The sequence below is a fragment of the Mycobacterium sp. genome, from assembly GCF_035506235.1.
In the GTDB taxonomy this organism is placed as follows: Bacteria; Actinomycetota; Actinomycetes; order Mycobacteriales; family Mycobacteriaceae; genus Mycobacterium.
In genome coordinates, this window is record NZ_DATJPU010000032.1 from 58,930 (window position 1) to 76,903 (window position 17,974).

The window sequence follows — 17,974 nt, forward strand, 5'->3', positions numbered from 1 at the left end:
GACGTGTGTCGCCGAATGTTATTCAGCAATAAGGGTATTCGATGTGCCATCGGCCATTGACATAGTCGGCCCGATACTGACCGCCCAGTTGGGGATTCGCATCGCGGATGAGGCCGGAGCCCCCGACGTAGGGGGCGAATCCGGGCGGATCCCAGGTGATGGACTGTGGGTTGGGTGGCAGGTCCGGCGTGCAGTTGATCTGCTTCTTGACGTAGCCGTCGATGATCCGCTGCTCGGCGGTGGCTTGATCGCCGGCGTCGGGCGCCGGCTCAGTGGCGCACAAAGAAGCTGCGCCACAAGGGCTTTGGCGCGCGTCGGGGAGAGTGACGTCGGCGCCCGCGCCGGTCGTCGACGCGACCGTCACGAGCAGCCCCGCCACCGCCTGCACCCACATGTTGGCCTCCAGATGTCTATCGGGCCTTCTCGAGGTCCTCACCGGACGTGTAATACAAGCGAATGTTGGAGCCCGCGACGATTTCAGCGAGGTATACGCCGAACGGTTCGACTTCGTAGTAGTAGTGAACGTTGCCCTGCGGATCCACCGCGGTGGCGCACGAAAGCCCGGGCGCTCCACACCTTTGCTTCACCGGTATCCCAAGGACGGCGATGGACAGCACGGCGGCGCTTGCCACCGTCAGCGACACGCCACCCAATCCGCGACGAGTCAGCGTGGGATGCATCACGGTGGGAGTCTAGGGCCTCGCTGACCGACGTGCCGTCGAAGCAAAAGGGTGTTGCCGATCACGTTCTGGAACAGGTGGTGCGGTGCGGCACACTAGGGTCTTCTAGCTATGGCCGCTGTCAACCCGGACACGTCGCCGCACACGCGCGTCGAGATGCTGGGCAATATCGGGCCCAACTGGTTCGCCTCGGTGATGGGGACGGGCATCGTCGCCGCCGCCGGCGCCACCCTGCCCGTCCACATCGTAGGGCTGCGAGCGTTCGCCCAAGTGGTCTGGGTGATCGCCGCCGTTCTGCTGACAGTGTTGATCGTCCTGGTTGGTGGCCACTGGTTGCGCCACCCGACCGTGGCGCGCACTCATGCGCGCAATCCGCAGATGGCCCACTTCTACGGCGCCGCCCCCATGGCGCTGATGACGGTCGGCGGGGGAGCGGTGCTGGTCGGCCGCGATCTGATCGGCGACCGCGCCGCCGTCGACCTCGACTGGCCGCTCTGGGCCTTGGGCACGCTCGGCGGGCTGTTCACCGCGGTCAGCATTCCGTTCCTCATGTTCACTCAGCACGACGTCGAGCCCGACGCGGCGTTCGGCGGGTGGTTGATGCCGGTCGTTCCGCCCATGGTGTCGGCCGCGATGGGGGCGCTGCTCCTCCCGCACATGGCGGCGGGCACCGGGCGAGAGACCATGCTGTACGGCTGCTATGCGATGTTCGGGCTGTCGCTTGTCGCCTCGCTGAACATCATTGCGATGATCTGGTCCCGGCTTGTGCTCTATGGCACCTCCGGCACCGCACGAGTGCCCACCCTATGGATCGTGCTCGGCCCGCTCGGCCAATCCATAACTGCCGCGGGGCTTCTCGGAGCCACCGCAGCGCTTGCCGTCAACCGGGAGGTGGCCGAGGAGATGAACGCGTTCGCGATCCTCTACGGGGTTCCGGTATGGGGGTTCGCGATGTTGTGGATCGCGCTGGCCACCGCCCTCACCGTGCGCACGCTGCGTCGTGGCATGCCGTTCGCCCTCACGTGGTGGAGTTTGACCTTCCCGGTCGGTACCTTCGTCACGGGCACCGCACAGCTCGCCGCGCATACGCATCTGCCCGCATTCAAGGTGACCGCGGCCGTCGCCTACGCCGGTCTGCTGTTCACCTGGTTTCTGGTGGCCGCCCGCACCGCGCGGGGAAGCCTGCGCGGCAACCTGCTCAAGCTGACGCCCAGCAGCACACCCGTCAAGGCCAGCAAGCAGCGCATCTCCTAGTCGGGCCGCGCCGAAGAAAGACATGTCCCGCCCCGTTTTGATATCCGGCAGCGACGGGTAGGCAATCGTGAGCCGATTTGGAGGGCCGATGATGTTGGACACCGAACCGGAGCGTCAGACGCCCGCGTGACAGACCTGCACCGATGACGGACGGAGATAGCTATGCGCGCAGAAGAAGGCGACGAAACGGTCAAGGATTACGCCGCCGAGGGCAAGCAAACACTCGGCAGGATCAAGGACTCCCAACGCACGGGAAGCCCCGTCGGCAGGTTCGTCCGGCAGATCGCCAGGTTCTTCGGAGCCGCCTAGCAACCGCGGGAAGCACCGGGGGATTGCGAGATCGTCTTACTATCTCCTGGTGACGAGCGCACCTGAAACGTTCTCGACCCGGGGGACCGGCGGTGTTCGCATCGTCGCCGACCGTCTCGGCGACCCCCGAGCGCGCGCCGTGGTGTTTCTGCACGGCGGCGGTCAGACCCGTCGGTCGTGGGCCAAGGCGGCCGCGGCCGTCGCCAAGCGCGGCTGGCAGGCCGTCACGATCGACTTGCGCGGGCACGGGGAATCCGACTGGTCGAGCGAGGGCGACTATCGCGTGGTCAGCTTCGCCGCTGACGTGCAAGAGGTGCTGCGCACGTTGCCCCCGCAGCCGGTGTTGGTGGGCGCGTCCCTGGGGGGATTCACCTCGATGCTCCTCGAAGGCGAGCTGTCGCCGGGCACCGCCAGCGCTGTCGTCCTGGTCGACATAGTGCCCAACATGGAACAGTCCGGGGCGACCCGCATCCACAACTTCATGGCCGACAGAGTGGAGTCCGGGTTCGGCTCACTTGAAGAGGTGGCGGACGCGATCGCCGAATACAACCCGCATCGACCCCGGCCCACCGATCTCGACGGCCTGACCACCAACCTGCGCCGCCGCGGCGATCGCTGGTATTGGCATTGGGATCCGCAGTTCATCAGCGGCACGGCGCCGTTTCCCCCGTTCGAGGTCACCGACGCCGATCGCATGCACGCGGCCGTCGACGCGATACTGCGCAACGGCGTGCCGATGCTCCTGGTTCGCGGTCAGGTGAGTGACCTGGTCAGCCAGGGGCGCGCCGACGAGTTCCTCGCTCGCTTCCCGCAGGTCGAGTTCACCGATGTGCGCGGCGCGGGGCACATGGTCGCCGGCGACCGCAACGACATCTTCGCCGAGGCAGTCCTGAACTTCCTCGCCCGGCACGTCGACGCCGGCTGACGGCCCCGAGTATTCACAGGGCCGCGCGCGAGTGCCTCTGCGCCCGCGGGCAAAAAACCTCGAGAACCCGGTAGCGGGCGCTGAAGCTCGCGTGGTCGTGGTAGCCCTCCACCTCGCCGTCCAGCGCGACGGCGGTCGGCCCATCGACAGCGGTGAAGCTGAACTCGGGGACATGATATTCGTGATACAGGCGGCTGCGTTCCAGACGCCCGAGCATAAGCGCCGTCATGATCCGGAGCCTGCTCAAGCGGCGGCCCGTCTCGAGGATGCGCACGTCGAGCAGGCCGGTGTCCATCCGGTTGCGCTGCGCGGGCGCGAACCCGGACGGCACGTAGGTCGAGTTGCCCAGGAAGAACAGCGATGTCTGCATCGTCTTGCCGTCGTAGCGGATGCGCACCGGGGCCTCGCGGCGCAGGGTGCGAAACATCGCGTAGGCGGCCGCTATCGGCTTGCCGACCTTGTGCTCGAACCGTTCCCGCGTCCGCACGAATCGCGGGTAGGCGCCGATGCTCGCGGTGTTGATGACCATCCGTTCGCCGTTGAAGCAGACCAGGTCGACGCGCGAAGCGGTGCCCTCGGCGATCGCGCGGATGGTCTTGGCCTCACGATCACAACCGATGTCCTTGGCGAAGTGGTTGAAGGTGCCGGCGGGGAAGACTGCGAGAGGGCGGTCGAGGTCCGCCGCGACCGCGGCGGCGCACGCCACGGTCCCGTCGCCGCCGCCGATCCCGAGCACCTCGGCACGTTCGGCCGCCGCGCGGAGCACCTCCGCCATGTCATCGGTGGCCGTCAGTTCGATGATTTCGGCTTTCGGCAGCCTCCTTAGTACCTCGCCGCTGACGCGTTGCCCCGTCCCGCTGCCCGACGCCCGGTTGACGACCAGTACCAGGCCGGCGCCGTCTGGCCGGGGCGGCGCATCGATGCACAGCGGGTCGGCGGGCGGCAGGTCGTGCTCGACGATGGGCGGCACGAGGCGGCCGCCCAAGACCGCGACGGTGGCCCCGATGCCGAAGCCGGCCAGGACGTCGCTGGGATAGTGCGCGCCGGTCGCGACGCGCGACAAGCCGACCAGGCCGGCGAGTAGCGACAAGCCCAGCCCCAACAGCGGGCTTTGGAGTCCGACGCCGACCGCGAAGGCGGCGGCGCTCGCAGCATGACCGGACGGCAGCGAAGGCGACCTCGGGTACTTACGCAGCCGCCGCACGATCGGGACGAGGCGGTGCGGGGGCCGCTGTCGCCGCCAGACCCGCTTGGCCAGCTGGTTGGTGACCAGACTTGTCACCGCCAGGCTGGCGACGCCGCGGCCGGCTGCATGACGAGCGGAGCGATTGCCGGACAGCGCCATGGCCGCCGCGATCGCGAGCCACAGCTTGGAGTGGTCGGCGGCGCGACTCAAAGCCGGCATTGCCTTGTCCAGCAGCGGGTTTCGCGTGTTAGCGATCGCCGTGAACACCTCATCGTCCAGGGTGTCGAGGCCCCGGGTGATTTCGCGCAGCCCGCGCGATCTGCTCATGCGTCATCGTCGCGGCGGCCGCAGTCCCCTGTGTAGGGTCCAAAGTCATCGACGCGCGCGCGGGCGGCACGTCATTGTCGACACTTAGTCGTCGGCGATCCCCGGTGCGCTCAGGGCCTTAACATCGTCCTCGCGATGAGTGAGCGAGCGCGCCGCGACCGAGAACTGATTGAGCTTGTCGATGACGGTTTGCCCTTCCCGTGTGTGGCCCCAGATGCTGATTCCCTGGTGGGTGGTCGGTTTCCAGGTCGCCTCGTCGACGATGATCGGGTTCCACCCGACCTCCCATTCGAACCCCGACGGGGTCAGCGCGTAGAAGGACAGCTCCTTGTCGTTGGTGTGCTGACCCACGGAAAGGGCCATGGTGAACCCCAGTTCCTTGACCCGCTGATACGAGCTGACCATGTCGTCGAGCGTGGCGACCTGGACGTTGACGTGTTGGACTCGGGTGCGAATGGGGTCGATGGGCAGGACATTCACCGACGCGATCGCCACGGAATGGTGACGTTCGTTGACCCGAAGGAATCGGATCTTGAACTTCATTCCGCTGATGGTCTCGTCGATGTAGTCCGACAGACGCGCGTCGAAGACATGGTTGAAGTAGCCACGGACCAGATGCGGTTTCTTCGCCGTGAGGGCCACGTGGCCCATTCCGCCTGCGCCCGTCAGGAACCCGCTGCCCGGTATGTCCAATGACAGCGGTGCGGTGCGGGCGGTGGTGTAGATCTCCTGGGCGAGTCCCTTGGGGCCGGGAAATCGCAGGAATCGCTCGACACCGCGCAGCTTCGCCGCTTCGTCGGTGCCCTCGACGGCCGGCACCCCGTGGTCGGCGACGCGACGACTGATCTCGTCGAACGTCGCATGGCCGTCGAGCTGCCAACCCAGCGCCACAACGTCCTCCGCGGGGCCACGCCGAAGCAGTACGCGGCATTCGTTGTCGTCGAGGCGGAATCGAACGGTGTCGGGCGCCATGTCGTCGAGGTGCATGCCGATCGCCTCGCGGCCGAAGCGTTTCCAGTCGCTGATCTTGTTGGTTTCGACGACGACGTAACCGAGGTGCACATTGCCGAACACCGAGGGCTTTACTGTGGTAGACATCTTGATCCTTGTATTCTCTTGCGGTGGTTAATGTTTGAGGAAAGCGGTGCTGACCGCGTTGAACAGTTCGGCCCGTTCCCACTGGACCCAGTGCCCGGTGTTGGCGGTGATGAGGACATCCGCATTGGGCATCCGCTCGGCCAGCATCGCCGCGCCGCTCGGTTTGTTGACCTTGTCGTCCCGCCCCCAGATGACCAGGGTGGGTGTCGCCAGGCCGCTGAGCCTGGGGTCGCGGGTGAGGTCCATCCGCCATAGGGCGCGCAGCCCCGCCGGGCGCTGCAGGGGCGGATCGGCGACGACCTCCGGGTCGATCGACGCCTGGTAGCGGGATTCGATCAGCGAGTCCGGCACGGCGTCGCCGTCATACACCAGATACGTGCGGATGAACGCGCGCAGCTTCGCCAGGTTCGGCCCGTCGCCGCCGTAGTAGGCCAGCAGATTTCTGAGACCCTCGCTGGGCAGTCCGCGGCTTGTTCCGATGCCACCGGGACCCATCAGCACGAGCTTGTCGACCCGGTGCGGGGTGTCCAGGGCCAGCCGCAGCGCACACGAACCGCCGTAGGAGTTGCCGACCAGGTGCGCCCGGTCGATGCCGAGCTCGTCGAGCATCCCTCGGATGTGATCGGCGAGGTATCCGAATGGATCTCGCCGGTCGACGCCCTTGGCAGAGCGGCCGTAACCCGGCATGTCCGGAATGATGACCCGGAAGTGCTCGGCGATCGACTCGATGTTGCGCGCGTAATTCGACACGCCCGAGGCGCCCGGCCCGCCGCCGTGCAGCAGCACCACGGGCGGGCCCGTCCCCGTTTCGGCGACGAAGATGTCTTTTCCTTTGACGCGTACGGTGCGTTCGGTGAGCGTGTTCGTAGTCACTCGGTCGTTCCTTACACCTTGAATCCGGCCGGCGGCGGCGGCAGCGGTTGGCCATCGGCGGCACCGGCATAGACGAAGCCGTCGGGCCGCACGACCACCGCCGAGGCGCCCTTCGTGGTCAGCCAGGCGTTCAGGGTTCCCTCGCTGTCGACGATGGAGTCGGCGCGCGGAGTGCTTCCGGCCTGAGTGACCTCCAGGAAGGGCACACCCGCGGCCCGCCAGTCCGGGTGCTCGGACGCGCGCCCCGTCTGCAGCACGGTCCACCGGTTGCCGATCACGTCGTCGAGACGCACCGAGTCGCCCTTCTGGTCGAGGACCCTCGGCTGCGGGATCAGCCACCCGACCGCCCCGTTTCCGTTGCGCGCCAGCAGACCCTCCTGGTAATGCGCGTCGGGGATCCAGCGGTGGTCGCGCAGCCAGGTGAGGAAGTACGGCACCTTGCTCGCCGCGCGGAAGAAGTGATTGCGGGCCGCCGCGCGGAACTTGTTGCGCTGGATGATGATTTTGCCGGTCTTGACCGCGCGGTTGGTGACTTCCTTGACGTGCGGCAGCCGCTCCGACTGGTAGGTGTCGAGCACGGACTCCGGCAGCGACCCGTTCAGCACGGCGCCCAGCTTCCAGCACAGGTTGGCCACGTCGCGCACGCCGGCGCACATGCCCTGCCCGATCCACGGCGGCATCGCGTGCGCGGCGTCGCCCGCCAGGAAGACCCGGCCCACCCGCCACCGGTCGGCGAACCGGACGTGGTGGCTGTAGCAGGCGTAGCCGAGGATTTTCACGTTCTCCGGCGTGATCCCCTGGCCGCGCAGCACCTTCCAGATCGCCTCCTCGTGCAGAAGGTCGTTTTCGTCCTCCTCGTCGCGCACCGGGAACTCCCAGCGGTGGTGTCCCAGCGGGGTGGGGCAGTCGACGGTGGGCCGCTCGGGGTTGCAGTGGAAGCGGAGCCGATCGTGGCCCGGCCACTCCTGGAGCACCTTGGTGTCGATGACGATCCAGCGCTCGCCGTAGGTGCGGCCGCCGAATCCGACACCCAGCTGGGCGCGGGCCGCACTCGACCCGCCGTCAGCGGCGATGACGTACGAAGCGCGGACCCGCCGGAACTCGTCGGTGGTGAGGTCGGCGAGCATCAACTCGACGTAGTCAGCCTTCGGGACCAGCCGCAGGCACTCGTGTTCAAGCAGGATGGTCACGTTGGGGAAGCGATCGACGCCTTCGCGCAGCACCTTCTCCAGCGCGGGCTGGTAGATGAACTGCTGCGGCGGGTGACCGTTGCCTCGCGGGGTGGGCAGCAGTTTCACGAACGGCACCCCGTTGGCGTCGACGAAGTTCGCCCCGCGCCCGGGCTGCATGTCGGCGTTGAGCCGGTCCGCCAGGCCCACCTGCTGCCAGATGCGAACGACCTCCTCGTCCGTGGAAATTGCCCGCGCCCGCGCATAGATGTTGGGGTCACGTTCTACCACAACGACATTCAGGCCGAGCTGGCCGAGCAGGTTCGCCGCGGTGCAGCCGACCGGGCCGTAGCCGACGATCGCCACGTCATAGTTTTTTTGGTCAGTCATTTCGGCCCTTCCGCCAAGACTTGTTAATGTAGTGCTCCATACATTAAGCTCTTGTAGCGTGACCGTCAACACCCAAAAGGAGGCATCGTGACCGCAGACACCGGCAGCACCGGCTCCACCGGATCCCGCGCCCGCCGGCGCACCCGGACCAATGGGGAACAGTCGCGCGAGCGGATCCTCGATGCGGCGACGGAGGTCGCCACCGAACGCGGCTACGAAGGCACCACGATCTCCCTGGTCAGCAAGAAGAGCGGCCTGCCGCCGACATCCATCTACTGGCACTTCGCCGACAAGGACGACCTGATCGCCGCCGTCATCGAGCGCAGTTTCGCCCGGTGGCTCTCGGCGCTGGACCTGCCGGGCGGTCCATTGGAGAAGGAGCGGGTCAACGAACTCGGGGCCCAGGTGGCCAAGGCGTTGCTCGACGCGCCCGACTTCCTTCGCCTGGGCCTGATGCTGGCGCTGGAGCGTCGCCCGGTCGAGCCGCGGGCGAGGGAGATGTTCCTGGAGGTGCGCGACAGGGCCTTCCACCGCTTCGAGGCGATCATGCGTGATATCGCGCCGGGGCTCGACGAGGAGGGCGTGCGCCTGCTGACCACCTATGCTATCGCCGGCGCCGACGGGCTGTTCATCGCCAAGGAGACCGGCGGCGACTCGGTCGACCTGGTCAAGCTGTTCGAACTGCACGTCCGCCTGGTGTTCGAGGCGGCGGTCGAGCTGCTGGCTTCCGAGGACGAGAAATGAGCGAGGCGTCCGCACAAGACGTGCTCCTGGAGGAGGCCGCCCGGCGGCTGTACGCCGCACAGGAGAGCAGCGCCCCCATCCCACCGCTGACCGAGACCTACCCCGGGCTGACTGTGGCCCAGGCTTATTCGGTGCAGCGGCGCAACCTCGCCCGCTACCTGAGTGCAGGCGCTTCGCTGCGCGGCCACAAGATCGGGCTGACCTCCGCGCCGATGCAAAAGCTGCTCGGTGTCAACGAGCCGGACTTCGGCTACGTCCTCGGCAATATGGTGCTGCGCGACGGTGCTTCCGTGCCGCGCAGCGCGTTCTGCGCGCCGCGGGTGGAGCCGGAAGTGGCCTTCCTGCTGAAGGCCCCGCTGCGTGGCCCGGGCGTGACCGTCGCCGACGTGATGGCCGCCACCGAGGCCGTCGCCGCCGCGCTGGAGATCGTGGACAGCCGGGTCGTCGACTGGCGAATCACTCTGGCCGACACCATCGCCGACAACGCGAGCTCCGGCGCCGTGGTGTTGGGGGAGTGGGTGCCGATCTCGGATGTGCCGCCACTGCCCGAGACCACCGGGGCCCTGTTCCTGAACGACGCGCTAGTGGAGAAGGGCCAGGGGAGCGCGGTGATGGGTGACCCGGCGGCCGCCGTCGCCTGGTTGGCCAACGCCGTGGCCGACTACGGGACCGCCATCGAGGCCGGGCAGTTCGTGATGTCCGGCTCCTACACCACAGCCGCGTTCGTCAGGGCCGGCGACCGCGCGGCGGCCACGATCACCGGCCTCGGCGCGGTCGGCCTGAGCTTCGAGTAGACCGGAAGGAAACCCCATGACCAGTCAACAATTCCCCGTGGCGATCATAGGGTCGGGCAACATCGGCACCGACCTGATGCTCAAGATTCTGCGCAGCGGCGGGCCGCTGACGATGGCGGCGATGATCGGCATCGACCCGAAGTCCGACGGGCTGGCCCGCGCCAAAAGCCTTGGCGTGCCGACGTCATCGCAGGGCGTCGACGGTCTGCTGGCCCTGCCGGGGTTCGAGCAGATCCGCCTGGTGTTCGACGCCACCTCCGCCGAGGCCCACCTCAAGCACTGGGAGGCGTTGCGGCCCACCGGTGTACGGGTGCTCGACCTCACCCCGGCCGCCGTCGGCCCGTTCTGCGTCCCCGTCGTCAACCTCGAAGACCACATCGATGCGCCGAACCTGAACATGGTGACGTGCGGCGGGCAGGCGACAGTGCCGATCGTGGCCGCGGTGAACAGGGTGGCGCCGGTGGCCTACGCCGAGATCGTGTCGTCGATCTCGTCGAAGTCCGCCGGTCCGGGCACCCGCGCCAACATCGACGAGTTCACCGAGACCACCGCCACCGCGCTGCAAGTCGTCGGCGGGGCGCAGCGGGGCAAGGCGGTGATCGTCCTCAACCCGGCCGACCCCCCGATCCTCATGCGCAACACGGTGTACTGCCTCGTGGAAGGCGACTGCGACCACGCCGCCGTCGAGGCGTCCATCGCGGCGATGATCGAGCGGGTGCAGCGCTACGTGCCGGGGTACCGGCTCAAGCAACCGGTGCAATTCGAGACCTTCGGCCCCGACAACCCGCTGCACATTCCCGAGACCGGGAAGTTCATCGGCACCAGGGTCACCACCCTGCTGCAGGTGACCGGCGCGGCGGACTACCTGCCCGACTATGCCGGCAACCTCGACATCATGACCTCCGCGGCGCTGGCCACCGCCGAAAGCATTGCCGCGCATTCGATGACGAACGTAGGAGCGTGACCAGAACTATGACGATGAGTTTCACCAAGCCCGAGCAGCTCTACATCAGCGACGTCACCTTGCGTGACGGGATGCACGCGGTGCGCCACCAATACACCCTGCGACAGGCCGCCGACATCGCCGCGGCGCTGGACGCCGCCGGAGTCGACTCCATCGAGGTCGCCCACGGTGACGGGCTGGGCGGCTCCAGCTGCGTTTACGGGTTCGGCGGCCACACCGACCTGGAGTGGATCGAGGCCGTCGCCGGTGTGGTCCGCCGCGCGAAGATCGCGACGCTGGTCCTGCCGGGGATCGGCACCATCCGGGATCTGGCCGCGGCGCACCGCGCCGGGGCCACCGTGGTGCGGGTCGCCACCCACTGCACCGAGGCCGACATCTCCGCGCACCACATCGCCGCCGCCCGCGAAATGGGCATGGACACCGTCGGCTTCTTGATGATGAGCCACATGACCACCCCGCTTGCGCTGGCCGAACAGGCCAAGTTGATGGAAGGTTTCGGAGCCGGCTGCGTGTACGTCGTCGACTCCGGCGGCGCGATGACCATGCGCGACGTCGCCGAGCGCGTCGACGCCGTGCGCCAAAGGCTTTGTCCGGAAATCGAAGTCGGCATCCACGCCCACCACAACCTTTCCCTGGGCGTGGCCAACTCGATGGTCGCCGTCGAGCACGGGTGTCGGCGCGTCGACGCATCTTTGGCCGGCATGGGCGCCGGCGCGGGCAACGCGCCGCTGGAGGTCTTCATCGCGGCCGCTACCCGGATGGGCTGGCAACACGGTTGTGATCTCAACGCCCTCGAAGACGCCGCCGACGACCTCGTCCGCCCGCTGCAGGAGCGCCCGGTGCGCGTCGATCGCGAGACGCTCACGCTCGGTTACGCCGGCGTGTACTCCAGCTTCCTGCGCCACGCGGAGGCGGCGGCCGAACGGTTCGGCGTCGACGCGCGCACGCTTCTCGTCGAGGCCGGCCGTCGCGGCATGGTCGGCGGGCAGGAGGACATGCTCGTCGACATCGCCCTTGACCTCACGGGGGGCTGCGAGGCGGCGCGCGCGTGACCTAACCCTTGGCTCGCAAGGGCTTCTGTGTCGCTCACGCCTCGTCCAGCACGGGAAAAAGCAGTTCCTGCATGAGCAGCTGCAGGGCCGCCGCGAGCGGGATCGCAACGAGCGCTCCGACCACGCCCAACCACGCGGCGCCGAGGAGCACAGCGACCACCGTGACGCCGGCCGGCACGCGCACCGCCCGGCCGATGATTCTGGGCGTCAGAAGATAGTCCTCGCCCAACCGGAACCCCATGTAGAAGGCGACCGTCGCGATGGCGACGGGGATCGAGACGCTGAGCGCCACCAAGGCGACGATGAATCCGCCGATGGCCGAGCCGTACGGGAACAGGTCCAAGACTGCCACCACGACACCGAGCAGTACCGCGTAGGGGATATGCAGGAGCGCACACCAGACGAAGGTGGCCAACCCGGCGATGACCGACGTCACGACGTTCCCGATGAGATAGGCACCGAACTTGGCCACCACCTCGTCGCCGATCAGGATGGCGCGGGGCCGCCGGGAGTTGGGCATCAGCCGGTAGAAGCCGGTGCGGATGCGGCGCATATCGGCGAGGAAGTAGACGGTGAGCATGACCACGACGCCGACGTGGGACATCACGCCGAACACCTCCGACCCGGTCCGGACGATCCCTGCGGCCGTGAAACGGCCGGACCCGTTGACCAGTTCGGTGATCCGCTGCTGCAGGTGGAGGCGCTCGTTGATCCTGCCGATGAGGGACGAGCGGTCTTGGGCGTGCTGGACGTAATGCGGCAGCTGCTCGACAAGCTGGCGAGCCTCCTGGACCAGCGGGGGGATGGTCGCGGCCAGCGTGCCGACGATGAGGGCGAAGACGACCGTCACCACGAGGGTGACCGCCGCCCAGCGCGGCAGCTTGTGGTTGACGAGCCACGACACGGCGGTCTCTAGCCCGAGCGCGAAAAACATGGCCACGCCGATCAACACCAGCACGGACGACATCGATCCGAGGACGAGCACCGCCCCATAAGTCACGGCCACGCCGGCCGACGCGGTCAACCCGATAACAAACGGAGAACGCCGGTTGAACCGCTCACCCCGCCGGCCGAAGCGATGCTCGTCGGAACGCAGTTGCGCGGCCCGCCGCTCGGCGTCGGCGATCGGTCCCTCGTCATCGCTGTGCGGTTGCCCTACCAGGCGGTGGTGGCCCCGATCGGCGAGGTGGTGTTGTGGCTCAGCGTCGTCGACCACGTGCATGCCCCGTTCATCAGCCTGGCCCGGCATCTTTTGCCCGGCGTCTTTACAGCGTGACGTCCGCGCCTGGCATGCGGTCGCAAGACACGCGATCCCGGCGGGCGTGTGCTGGCCATCCGGGGCCCGGAGCCGGCAAACTCAGATGGCTGTCGGCTCGCCGGCATCCACTCAGCGAGTCTGGCTGGACCCTTCCCCCGGCACGGCCAAGCCGGCGACCAAAGCCGTTGCGGCATAGAAGCTTCGGACCGGTCCCTGGTATGTCCGTGCTCGACTGCCACGCGCGCGTAAACCCTGATCCGCGGCGGATAAGGGGACTTTGTGCTCTAGGTCCGCGCTGCGCGGGAGCGCACGCTTTTTCGTGTCGGAGCAACAGCGCCGCCAATAGGAGGCTGGATTGGGCCGTAGCACGAGCGGAACCGGCTCGCGCCGAGGCCCAAGAACTAGCTGTTAGGAGCTGAAGATGACCACCTCGCAGACGCCGGACTTATTTCGCGACCTGTGGAAAACGGTGCTCGCGTCCGGGCTGATGGCCCTGGTCTTGGGGATTGTGATCTTGATCTGGCCCGGAAAGTCGATCCTCGTCGCGGCGGTTTTGTTCGGCGCGTACCTGGTGGTGTCGGGCATAGCGCAGGTCGCTTTCGCGTTGACGCTCGACGTTTCCGTCAGCACCCGTGTACTGATGTTCATCAGCGGGGCGCTGTCGGTGGCGCTGGGCGTGCTGGCCTTCCGCCACTTCGGCGGGGGCTACGCCGTGCTGTTGTTGGCGATCTGGATAGGTGTGGGCTTCATCTTCCAAGGCGTGGCCGAGGCCGCGCTGGCGATAAGCCATCCGGAGCTGCCGAGCCGAGGGTGGCACATCTTCTTGGGCGTCCTCACGGTGATAGCCGGCATGATCGTGCTCGCCTGGCCGTTCGACAGCATCGTCATGCTGGCGATCGTCGTCGGGGCATGGCTCGTCGTCATCGGGATCTCCCAAATAATCTGGGCATTCCAGGCACGCAGGACGGTCGAGCACGCCGATCAAACCGTTGGGCGTCTGGCCGGTGCCGCCCACTAGCCGCTGAATGATGTTGCCCCACAAGGCTTGCCGCCCCTCGGTCGCTCTACTGAATGGAGATTTGCCGTGCCCGATCTGACCGGATCCCTTCGCGAGATCATCGCCGAGCACCGCGCGGTCCGAAATACCGACGCCGCAGAGGAGTCATGCACCTGCGGAGCGGAAGGTTTGTCAGACCATTCCAGGCATGTCGCCGAGCAGATCCGCGATCGGCTGGGGCTCAGGCCCGAGGCCGTCGACGACGCAAAGAAGCGGATTCGCTATGCGACAGCGTGGCTGGACTGGGAGCTGACCATAATGGAAGGCGCGCAATGCTAGTCGGCCGTTGTGGCTCAGCGAACCGGTAGGCCCGTCATCGTGACCGGTCGCTAAGGAAGCGGGTCCCGTGATTCCGCTCGGCGATAACATTCCGGCCCGCCGGTTTCCGATTGTCAACGTTCTACTGATCGCCGCGAACTTCGCGGTCTTTTTGTTCTACGAGTTGCCGAACGGCGAGCCGGCGATCCTCCGCGCGTCGTTCTATCCGTGCAGCGTCGAAAACGCCTGCCCCACAGCAGAACCGTGGGGCCTCAGCTGGATAACAGCGATGTTCTTGCACGCCGGCTGGGATCACATTCTCGGCAACATGCTGTTCCTGGCGATCTTCGGCAAAAACGTCGAGAACGCTCTCGGACGGCTGGGCTATCTGTTGTTCTACTTCGCCGGCGGATTCGTAGCGGCGATGACACAGACCGCGATGACCTTGCTTTTCGGCACGGCATCTGACGCGCGAATACCAACTCTTGGCGCGAGCGGCGCCATCGCCGCCGTGCTGGGCGCGTATTTCGTCTTCTTTCCCGACTCGCGTGTCCTCACGTTCGTGCTGTGGTTCCCGATCAGCGTGCCGGCGTGGGTCTATCTCGGCGGCTGGTTCTTGCTGCAGTTCTTCGAGGGCAATTACGCGCTGCTCTCCGCGAAGTCGGGTGGTAGCGGTGTCGCGTTCTTCGCCCATGTGGGCGGATTTATCTTCGGCGTGCTCGTCGGCGTGATTTGCATGGCCGCCGGAAAGGTCAGGGTGCGGACCTGATATCCGCTGTGGTGGAAGGCGTATCGCCGACCCGGGATGGGCGTGCGGCAGATGACGTCGACCTGACCGCAAGTGGTCGTGCTGTTAGCATGCTGCCCTACACAAGAAGAGAGGCGGCGTGACCGTGCGTTGGTTGCGAGGGTCGGGGCTGATAGGTGCGGTGGTCATTGCCGCGACGGCGGCGGCGAACCCCGTGTGGGCCAATCCGGGGGTGGCGCCGGGCATGAAGGTCGAGGCTCAAAACAGCTCGTGCACAGCGGGCTTCGCGGCGCAAGGCAGCGACGGCGGCTATTACCTCATGACCAGTGGGCACTGCGACCAGCACGACGGCTCGCCATGGACCTACGGGGGCGACGTCCCGCTCGGGAGGATCACCGCCAGCGAGCACGAGGGCGACACGAGGGACGCCGCGATCATCCATCTTGACCCGAGCGTCGGGGCGCCCATCGGCCACGTCGGCGGCAAGTATCTGGTCCGGGATGTGTTGAGTGCGACGCAGATTCAGGTCGGCATGCCGTTCTGCAAGATCGGTGCGGTCACCGGTGAGACGTGTGGTGCCGTCAAGGACGTGGCGAACGACGTCGTGGAGGCCGGCGTGTACAGCCTCAACGGCGACAGCGGCAGCCCCGGTTTCGTGGAGAACCCGGACGGCACCGTCAGCGCGGTCGGCCTGTTGATGTCGTCACCCGACGGTGACGACTACACGACGTACTTCGTGCTCGTGAACCCACTGCTTGACCGGTGGGGCCTGCGCGTCCTGCCCTGACCACAGAGCGCGCGGAAACCGGCGTTTGCAAATGGTAAGTACGGGTATCCGCCGGACCGGCGTCGGGAGCGTGCGTCCGTAGGAGCCTGTAGACGAAAAGCAAGCGAACCAGCGACACGAAGGAGAGCGGTAGTGAAGCGTGGGATCGTGGTCGGCGTAGCGGGCGTGGCCGTGGCGGTCGCGGCGTGTGCCGGCTGCTCGAGCAACAAGTCCAGTACGGGAGCGTCATCAAGCTCGGGGGCGCCGGCGGCGGCTGGCCCCCAGGTCACCGTCGACGGTCAGAATCAAAACGTCAGTGGCCAGGTCACCTGCAACACGGCCAACGGAGTCCTGACGATCGGAATCGGTGACGCGACGGCCGGAGTCGGCGCCGTGCTCAGCACCGACAATCCGCCCATTGTTCATTCGGTCGGACTGGGCAGCGTCAACGGCATCGCGCTGGGTTTTTCCGACGCCGCACCCAACCAGGCCAGCAACGCGGGAGCCGCGGTCAACGGCAAGTCCTACGCGATCAAGGGCACCGCGACGGGTACCGATATGAGCAACCCGAACCAGCCGCAGCAGGTGACCAAGCCATTCGAGATGGACGTGACCTGCCCGTAGCGCAGGCGACCGATACCCAAGAGGGGACGCAAGCGATGTCTGCTAACTCAATGAAACGTGTCGTCAGCGCGGCGGCGGTCGCCGCGGGCCTGGGCATCTCAGCGATGACGCTGAACCCGGTGTTCGCCAATTCCGCCCCCCTGGACCCGCCGCCGCCGTGCCCGAACTGCCACGGTGGCGGTGGCGGTGGCGGCGGCAACCCCGGTGGCGCGCCGGGCGGCGGCGCGCCGGCCCCGCAGAACCCACCGCAGACTCAAGCGCCGAGCACACAAAGCCAGCCGCCGGCCACCCAAACCCAGCCGCCGGCTACGCAAACCCAGCCGCCGGCCACCCAAACCCAGCCGCCGGCCACGCAAACTCAGCCGCCGGCCACCCAAAGCACACACCCGTCATGGACACGGGGCACAGAGCCGCTGCGGACGGAGACCACGCCGCCCGGCGGGCAGACCACGCCGCCGAGCGCACCAACCACCGCGCCGGCGAACGGACAAACCACCCCGCCGTCCCGCCCGGGCGAGCGCGCGGCCCTCAATGCGCCGAGCACCCAGCCTCCCCACCCGGCCTACGTTCCGCGCCGCGACCTGGTCACCGCTAGCGCGCAAGTGGGCGGCCCCGGGGGCGAGAACGTGCAATTCAGCATTGTCGGCCGGGGCGCGCCACCCCCGCCGCCGGAGCGCGGGTGGGGCTGGAATGACGGCCCGCCTCCGCACCACGCGCCACCCGGCTGGGTGGGGCCGCCGCCTCCGGGCGGGTGGGACGGTCCGCCGCCTCCCGGTGGGTGGAACCGTCCGTGGCAAGGTCCGCCGCGCGATATCGATTACGGCCGTCGGGACTTCGGCGCGTTCAACTACAACACGTTCACCGTCTTTCCGGTCTTCAACTGGTACTACGGCGGTTGGGGTTACTGGTTCTTCGGTGTCTGGGTTCCGCTCTACTGACGGGTGAGCCCTTTGTGAAGCCGCCCCGGGCGTGGCCCCGGGGCAGTTTTCCGCCTTCCATCGGAGCAGGCGTAGAAGTAGGGCATGAATACGACGGATGGACGATTTGTCAGGCTCGGCCGCGACGGCCGGTCGCTCACCATCGAGCTGGTCAACTCCAAACCGTTGAACATCTTCGGCACCGGCGCGATCGAGGAACTCACAAAGGCGTTCGGCGTCGTTGGGCGAGACGGCGACGTGCGGGTCGTCGTGTTGCGCGGAGCCGGCGAGAAGGCGTTCATCGGCGGCGCCGACATCAACGAGATGGTCGCCCTCGACCGGTCCAGCGCAGAGGTGTTCATCCGCCGACTCGCCGGCCTCTGTGAGGCGATTCGCGATTGTCCGGTTCCGGTGATCGCCCGCCTGGCGGGCTGGTGCCTGGGCGGCGGCCTGGAGGTCGCGATGTCCTGCGATCTACGGATCGCCGAGTCGGGCGCCAAATTCGGGATGCCCGAAGTGGCGGTCGGCATCCCGTCGGTGATCCATTCGGCGTTGATGCCGGCGCTGATCGGGGCCTCGCA

General features: G+C 67.3%; 21 protein-coding genes. 14 read left to right on the forward strand and 7 right to left on the reverse strand.

All coding sequences use genetic code 11. From position 1 onward, the window contains the following. Window positions 1–22: 22 nt before the first annotated feature. Both VMD50_RS03815 and VMD50_RS03820 read right to left on the reverse strand, forming a co-directional pair. Window positions 23–436 (reverse strand): integrase, encoded by a 414-nt coding sequence (locus VMD50_RS03815; protein ID WP_325425005.1) that lies wholly within the window; start codon window positions 434–436, stop codon window positions 23–25. Next, window positions 411–680, reverse strand: a complete 270-nt coding sequence (locus VMD50_RS03820; RefSeq protein ID WP_325425054.1) for a hypothetical protein — start codon at window positions 678–680, stop codon at window positions 411–413. Before VMD50_RS03820 ends, VMD50_RS03815 begins: the two co-directional genes overlap by 26 nt. 111 nt (window positions 681–791) lie before the next feature. On the opposite strand from VMD50_RS03820, the gene VMD50_RS03825 reads away from it, so the two are divergent. From VMD50_RS03825 to VMD50_RS03835, 3 genes are all read left to right on the forward strand, one after another. Further along, on the forward strand, window positions 792–1,934 hold the full coding sequence (locus VMD50_RS03825; protein ID WP_325425007.1) for a TDT family transporter: 1,143 nt from the start codon (window positions 792–794) through the stop codon (window positions 1,932–1,934). A gap of 162 nt (window positions 1,935–2,096) precedes the next feature. Next, a complete protein-coding gene (locus tag VMD50_RS03830) occupies window positions 2,097–2,243 on the forward strand; it encodes a hypothetical protein (protein ID WP_325425009.1) in 147 nt (48 codons plus the stop codon). A 49-nt stretch (window positions 2,244–2,292) separates the two neighbouring features. Then, window positions 2,293–3,168, forward strand: coding sequence for an alpha/beta fold hydrolase (locus VMD50_RS03835; RefSeq protein WP_325425011.1), 876 nt, complete (start codon window positions 2,293–2,295; stop codon window positions 3,166–3,168). Between the two features lie 13 nt (window positions 3,169–3,181). Here VMD50_RS03835 and VMD50_RS03840 read toward each other — a convergent pair whose 3' ends face one another. The 4 genes from VMD50_RS03840 to VMD50_RS03855 all read right to left on the reverse strand — a co-directional run bounded on the left by VMD50_RS03840 (window position 3,182) and on the right by VMD50_RS03855 (window position 8,211). Beyond that, the gene (locus VMD50_RS03840) at window positions 3,182–4,681 is read right to left on the reverse strand and encodes a bifunctional phosphatase PAP2/diacylglycerol kinase family protein (protein ID WP_325425013.1); all 1,500 of its coding nucleotides are present in this window, start codon (window positions 4,679–4,681) and stop codon (window positions 3,182–3,184) included. A gap of 84 nt (window positions 4,682–4,765) precedes the next feature. Then, window positions 4,766–5,779, reverse strand: coding sequence for a VOC family protein (locus VMD50_RS03845; RefSeq protein WP_325425015.1), 1,014 nt, complete (start codon window positions 5,777–5,779; stop codon window positions 4,766–4,768). 27 nt (window positions 5,780–5,806) lie between these two features. After that, on the reverse strand, window positions 5,807–6,652 hold the full coding sequence (locus tag VMD50_RS03850; RefSeq protein ID WP_325425017.1) for an alpha/beta fold hydrolase: 846 nt from the start codon (window positions 6,650–6,652) through the stop codon (window positions 5,807–5,809). Window positions 6,653–6,663: 11 nt separating this feature from the next. Beyond that, entirely contained in the window at window positions 6,664–8,211 is a 1,548-nt protein-coding gene (locus VMD50_RS03855) for a bifunctional 3-(3-hydroxy-phenyl)propionate/3-hydroxycinnamic acid hydroxylase (protein ID WP_325425019.1), read from the reverse strand. Between the two features lie 87 nt (window positions 8,212–8,298). Between VMD50_RS03855 and VMD50_RS03860 the strand changes: the two genes are divergently transcribed. Genes VMD50_RS03860 through dmpG form a run of 4 tightly spaced genes read left to right on the forward strand, consistent with a single transcriptional unit; the run spans window position 8,299 to window position 11,765 of the window. Beyond that, window positions 8,299–8,955: a TetR/AcrR family transcriptional regulator gene (locus VMD50_RS03860; RefSeq protein WP_325425021.1), complete on the forward strand. Its 657-nt coding sequence runs from the start codon at window positions 8,299–8,301 to the stop codon at window positions 8,953–8,955. Further along, window positions 8,952–9,749 carry a 2-keto-4-pentenoate hydratase gene (locus VMD50_RS03865; protein ID WP_325425023.1) on the forward strand — a complete coding sequence of 266 codons (798 nt, stop codon included), beginning with the start codon at window positions 8,952–8,954 and terminating at the stop codon, window positions 9,747–9,749. The genes VMD50_RS03860 and VMD50_RS03865 overlap by 4 nt, the downstream gene beginning before the upstream one ends. Before the next feature lie 16 nt (window positions 9,750–9,765). Next, on the forward strand, window positions 9,766–10,713 hold the full coding sequence (locus tag VMD50_RS03870; RefSeq protein ID WP_325425025.1) for an acetaldehyde dehydrogenase (acetylating): 948 nt from the start codon (window positions 9,766–9,768) through the stop codon (window positions 10,711–10,713). Window positions 10,714–10,727: 14 nt separating this feature from the next. Further along, window positions 10,728–11,765 carry a 4-hydroxy-2-oxovalerate aldolase gene (gene dmpG / locus VMD50_RS03875; protein WP_325425056.1) on the forward strand — a complete coding sequence of 346 codons (1,038 nt, stop codon included), beginning with the start codon at window positions 10,728–10,730 and terminating at the stop codon, window positions 11,763–11,765. Window positions 11,766–11,799: 34 nt separating this feature from the next. Here dmpG and VMD50_RS03880 read toward each other — a convergent pair whose 3' ends face one another. Continuing rightward, complete coding sequence (locus VMD50_RS03880) at window positions 11,800–12,987, reverse strand: AI-2E family transporter (RefSeq protein WP_325425027.1); 1,188 nt, start codon at window positions 12,985–12,987, stop codon at window positions 11,800–11,802. 457 nt (window positions 12,988–13,444) lie between these two features. Between VMD50_RS03880 and VMD50_RS03885 the strand changes: the two genes are divergently transcribed. From VMD50_RS03885 to VMD50_RS03915, 7 genes are all read left to right on the forward strand, one after another. Continuing rightward, entirely contained in the window at window positions 13,445–14,041 is a 597-nt protein-coding gene (locus VMD50_RS03885; protein ID WP_325425029.1) for an HdeD family acid-resistance protein, read from the forward strand. A gap of 66 nt (window positions 14,042–14,107) precedes the next feature. Beyond that, window positions 14,108–14,359 (forward strand): hypothetical protein, encoded by a 252-nt coding sequence (locus VMD50_RS03890; protein WP_325425030.1) that lies wholly within the window; start codon window positions 14,108–14,110, stop codon window positions 14,357–14,359. Between the two features lie 67 nt (window positions 14,360–14,426). Next, window positions 14,427–15,107 carry a rhomboid family intramembrane serine protease gene (locus tag VMD50_RS03895; RefSeq protein WP_325425032.1) on the forward strand — a complete coding sequence of 227 codons (681 nt, stop codon included), beginning with the start codon at window positions 14,427–14,429 and terminating at the stop codon, window positions 15,105–15,107. A 118-nt stretch (window positions 15,108–15,225) separates the two neighbouring features. Continuing rightward, complete coding sequence (locus VMD50_RS03900) at window positions 15,226–15,873, forward strand: S1 family peptidase (protein WP_325425034.1); 648 nt, start codon at window positions 15,226–15,228, stop codon at window positions 15,871–15,873. A gap of 132 nt (window positions 15,874–16,005) precedes the next feature. After that, entirely contained in the window at window positions 16,006–16,476 is a 471-nt protein-coding gene (locus tag VMD50_RS03905; protein ID WP_325425036.1) for a lipoprotein LpqH, read from the forward strand. Between the two features lie 50 nt (window positions 16,477–16,526). Next, window positions 16,527–17,414 carry an MAP_0585 family protein gene (locus VMD50_RS03910; protein ID WP_325425038.1) on the forward strand — a complete coding sequence of 296 codons (888 nt, stop codon included), beginning with the start codon at window positions 16,527–16,529 and terminating at the stop codon, window positions 17,412–17,414. Between the two features lie 84 nt (window positions 17,415–17,498). After that, window positions 17,499–17,974 (forward strand): enoyl-CoA hydratase-related protein (locus tag VMD50_RS03915; protein WP_325425040.1); only part of this gene is annotated, 476 nt, incomplete at its 3' end.